The following is a 2,709-nucleotide window of genomic DNA, read 5'->3' on the forward strand; positions in this document are numbered from 1 at the left end:
TATAACAACATTCCCAAATGGTTCTAAATATACTCGTACGGTACAAAAAACGAATCCACTTGTAGTTAAAATGAGTTGCAAAATGCCGTTCCCAGTGTCAGGTGTGGTTGAAATTTTGAAAAATGACTTGGTGAAAGCTACTCTTGATTACGGAAAAGGAGAGTGTGATGCTTTAGCAACAATAACTGTAAAAGATGTTGTGAAAGAAATTCAACTTAAAAAATAAAAGATATAAATTGAATTTAAGAACGTCCTGATGAAAATTGGGACGTTTTTTTATGCTTCTTTGTTGGCCAATTGCCCGCAAGCCGCATCAATGTCTTTGCCACGACTCCTGCGCACTTTTACAACGATTCCAGTGGCTTCAAGGGCTTTGATGTATCTATTGATAGATTCTTCTGAAGCTTGTTGGAACTCGCCATCATCGATAGGGTTGTATTCTATCAAATTGACTTTGCAAGGAACGTATTTGCAAAATTTAACTAGGGCATCAACCGAAGCTTTATCGTCATTGATTCCTTTCCAGACTACATATTCGAATGATATTTTGCTTTTGGTTTTGCGGTACCAATATTCTAGGGATTCTCTTAAATCTGCCAAAGGAAAACTTTGACTGAAAGGCATAATTCGAGAACGAATATCATCAATGGCAGAGTGTAAAGAAACGGCTAAATTGAATTTCACTTCATCATCGGCCATTTTTTTTATCATTTTTGGCACGCCCGAAGTCGAAACTGTGATTCGTTTAGGAGACATTCCCAAACCTTCGTCTGAGGTGATCATCTCGATGGCTTTCATTACATTGTTGTAATTCATCAGAGGTTCTCCCATTCCCATAAAAACAATATTCGAAAGGGGATGATTGTAATACAAACGACTTTCTTTATCTATTGCAATTACTTGGTCGTAAATTTCAGCAGGTTCGAGATTACGCATTCTCTTCAGTCTTGCCGTTGCACAAAAATTGCAATCCAAACTGCAGCCTACTTGACTAGAAACGCAGGCGGTTGTTCGTGTATTGGTTGGAATCAAAACGCTTTCTACCACCAAACCGTCGTGCAAACGAACCGCATTTTTGACCGTTCCGTCTTCACTGCGTTGCATTTTGTCCACCTTGATGTGATTGATGACAAAATGGTTTTCGAGCATATTACGAGTAGTTTTAGATACATTGGTCATATCTTCAAAACTATGGGCACCTTTGCTCCACAACCATTCATACACTTGGTTTCCGCGGAAGGCTTTATCGCCATTGGCGACAAAAAACTCCCGTAATTCTTCTTTTGAAACTGCTCGTATGTCTTTTTTTTCCATCAGACTGCAAAGTTAATTACAATTTTGAATTATATGGGATTTTTCTAAGCTTCAAAAATTTATTTTGTAACTTTGTTTTTGTAAATTGAAAACCTATGGGACTTCCAGAATTAAAGCTGAAAATTCAAATGCAAATCGAAAATGCCGACGAACGTTTGTTGCGCATTGTTTCTTCAGTTTTTGATAATTATTTAAATGAGATATCCAATGATGATTTAGAGGTAAATAGGATGACATTAGAAGAAAAAAAAGCGATAGAAGAGGCGCTTATTCAAGTTGCTAATAAACAGACTATTCCTCACGATTTAGTAATGGAAGAAACAAAAGAAAGGTATTCAAAATATTTCAAAAATGAAAATTGAATGGGCTTTTGCAGCCAAAATTGATTATTGGAAAAATATTGAATATCTTGAAAACCATTGGTCTGAAAAGGAAGTTTTGAATTTCATTAATGAAATCGATTATTCTCTAAATTTATTAGCAAAAGGGAATGTGCTTTTTGTCAAATCTGACTATTCGACTGTTTATAAAATGGTGGTGATAAAACAAATTACTATTTATTATTCCATTGAAAACGACACCCTTTACTTGTTGCGATTTTGGAATAACTACCAAGATTTGAGTAATTTTAAATTAAAATAATGCACTTCATATCCCAAGAACTCGAAAATTATATCGAAAAACATTCCGAGAAAGAGCCCGAATTGTTAGCGGCTTTAAATAAGGAAACCTATCAGAAAGTTTTGTTGCCACGAATGTTGAGCGGTCATTTTCAAGGACGTGTTTTGAGTATGTTGTCAAAACTGATTCGTCCTGTAAATATTCTGGAAATAGGGACCTATACTGGTTATTCGGCTTTGTGTTTGTGCGAAGGAATGCAAGAAAGCGGGCAATTGCATACGATTGACATCAAAGAAGAATTGGTCGATTTTCAACGCAAACATTTCGACAAATCGCCTTGGGGCACCCAAATTGTACAACATCTTGGCGAAGCTTTGGATATCATTCCAAGTCTGGATTTTAATTTTGATTTGGTGTTTATCGATGCCGACAAAGAAAATTACATCCATTATTTTGAATTGATTGTTCCAAAAATGAATAAAGGCGGCATTATTCTTTCGGATAATGTATTATGGAGCGGAAAAGTGGTGGAGCCTTTAGACCCAAAAGATGGTAGTACTAAAATATTGTTGGAATACAATCTTTTATTGAAAAACGATCCAAGAGTAGAAACGGTTTTGTTGCCCATTCGTGATGGGTTGACGGTTTCTAGAGTGTTGTAAATAAGAGATTGCTTCGTACCTCGCAATGCCTTTAAACTGGAAAATTCCTTTTTTGGGCTAGTTGATATAATTTAAATATTAGGAATCCTAGTAGAACTCCACACAAATACCC

4 protein-coding genes and 1 pseudogene are annotated in these 2,709 nt (G+C 35.9%); 4 read left to right on the plus strand and 1 reads right to left on the minus strand.

The features are described 5' to 3' along the window. Positions 1-226 (plus strand): annotated as a pseudogene (locus ACIQ1E_RS14120) (hypothetical protein); the annotation flags it as partial. Positions 227-276: 50 nt separating this feature from the next. Here the strand turns inward: ACIQ1E_RS14120 and rlmN are convergent. Beyond that, entirely contained in the window at positions 277-1,314 is a 1,038-nt protein-coding gene (rlmN, locus tag ACIQ1E_RS14125; RefSeq protein WP_396172013.1) for a 23S rRNA (adenine(2503)-C(2))-methyltransferase RlmN, read from the minus strand. A gap of 95 nt (positions 1,315-1,409) precedes the next feature. On the opposite strand from rlmN, the gene ACIQ1E_RS14130 reads away from it, so the two are divergent. Genes ACIQ1E_RS14130 through ACIQ1E_RS14140 form a run of 3 tightly spaced genes read left to right on the plus strand, consistent with a single transcriptional unit; the run spans position 1,410 to position 2,597 of the window. Then, entirely contained in the window at positions 1,410-1,676 is a 267-nt protein-coding gene (locus ACIQ1E_RS14130) for a hypothetical protein (RefSeq protein ID WP_396172015.1), read from the plus strand. After that, a complete protein-coding gene (locus ACIQ1E_RS14135; protein WP_396172017.1) occupies positions 1,666-1,956 on the plus strand; it encodes a type II toxin-antitoxin system RelE/ParE family toxin in 291 nt (96 codons plus the stop codon). The genes ACIQ1E_RS14130 and ACIQ1E_RS14135 overlap by 11 nt, the downstream gene beginning before the upstream one ends. Then, positions 1,956-2,597 carry an O-methyltransferase gene (locus tag ACIQ1E_RS14140; RefSeq protein WP_396172018.1) on the plus strand — a complete coding sequence of 214 codons (642 nt, stop codon included), beginning with the start codon at positions 1,956-1,958 and terminating at the stop codon, positions 2,595-2,597. The genes ACIQ1E_RS14135 and ACIQ1E_RS14140 overlap by 1 nt, the downstream gene beginning before the upstream one ends. Positions 2,598-2,709: the final 112 nt, after the last annotated feature.

Source organism: Flavobacterium sp. (assembly GCF_044348915.1).
Lineage (GTDB): Bacteria > Bacteroidota > Bacteroidia > Flavobacteriales > Flavobacteriaceae > Flavobacterium.

Coding starts and splice junctions, on each gene's coding strand:
- rlmN (WP_396172013.1), bottom strand. CDS start 1,314: ATGGAAAAAAAAGACATACGAGCAGTTTCAAAAGAAGAATTACGGGAG.
- ACIQ1E_RS14130 (WP_396172015.1), top strand. CDS start 1,410: ATGGGACTTCCAGAATTAAAGCTGAAAATTCAAATGCAAATCGAAAAT.
- ACIQ1E_RS14135 (WP_396172017.1), top strand. CDS start 1,666: ATGAAAATTGAATGGGCTTTTGCAGCCAAAATTGATTATTGGAAAAAT.
- ACIQ1E_RS14140 (WP_396172018.1), top strand. CDS start 1,956: ATGCACTTCATATCCCAAGAACTCGAAAATTATATCGAAAAACATTCC.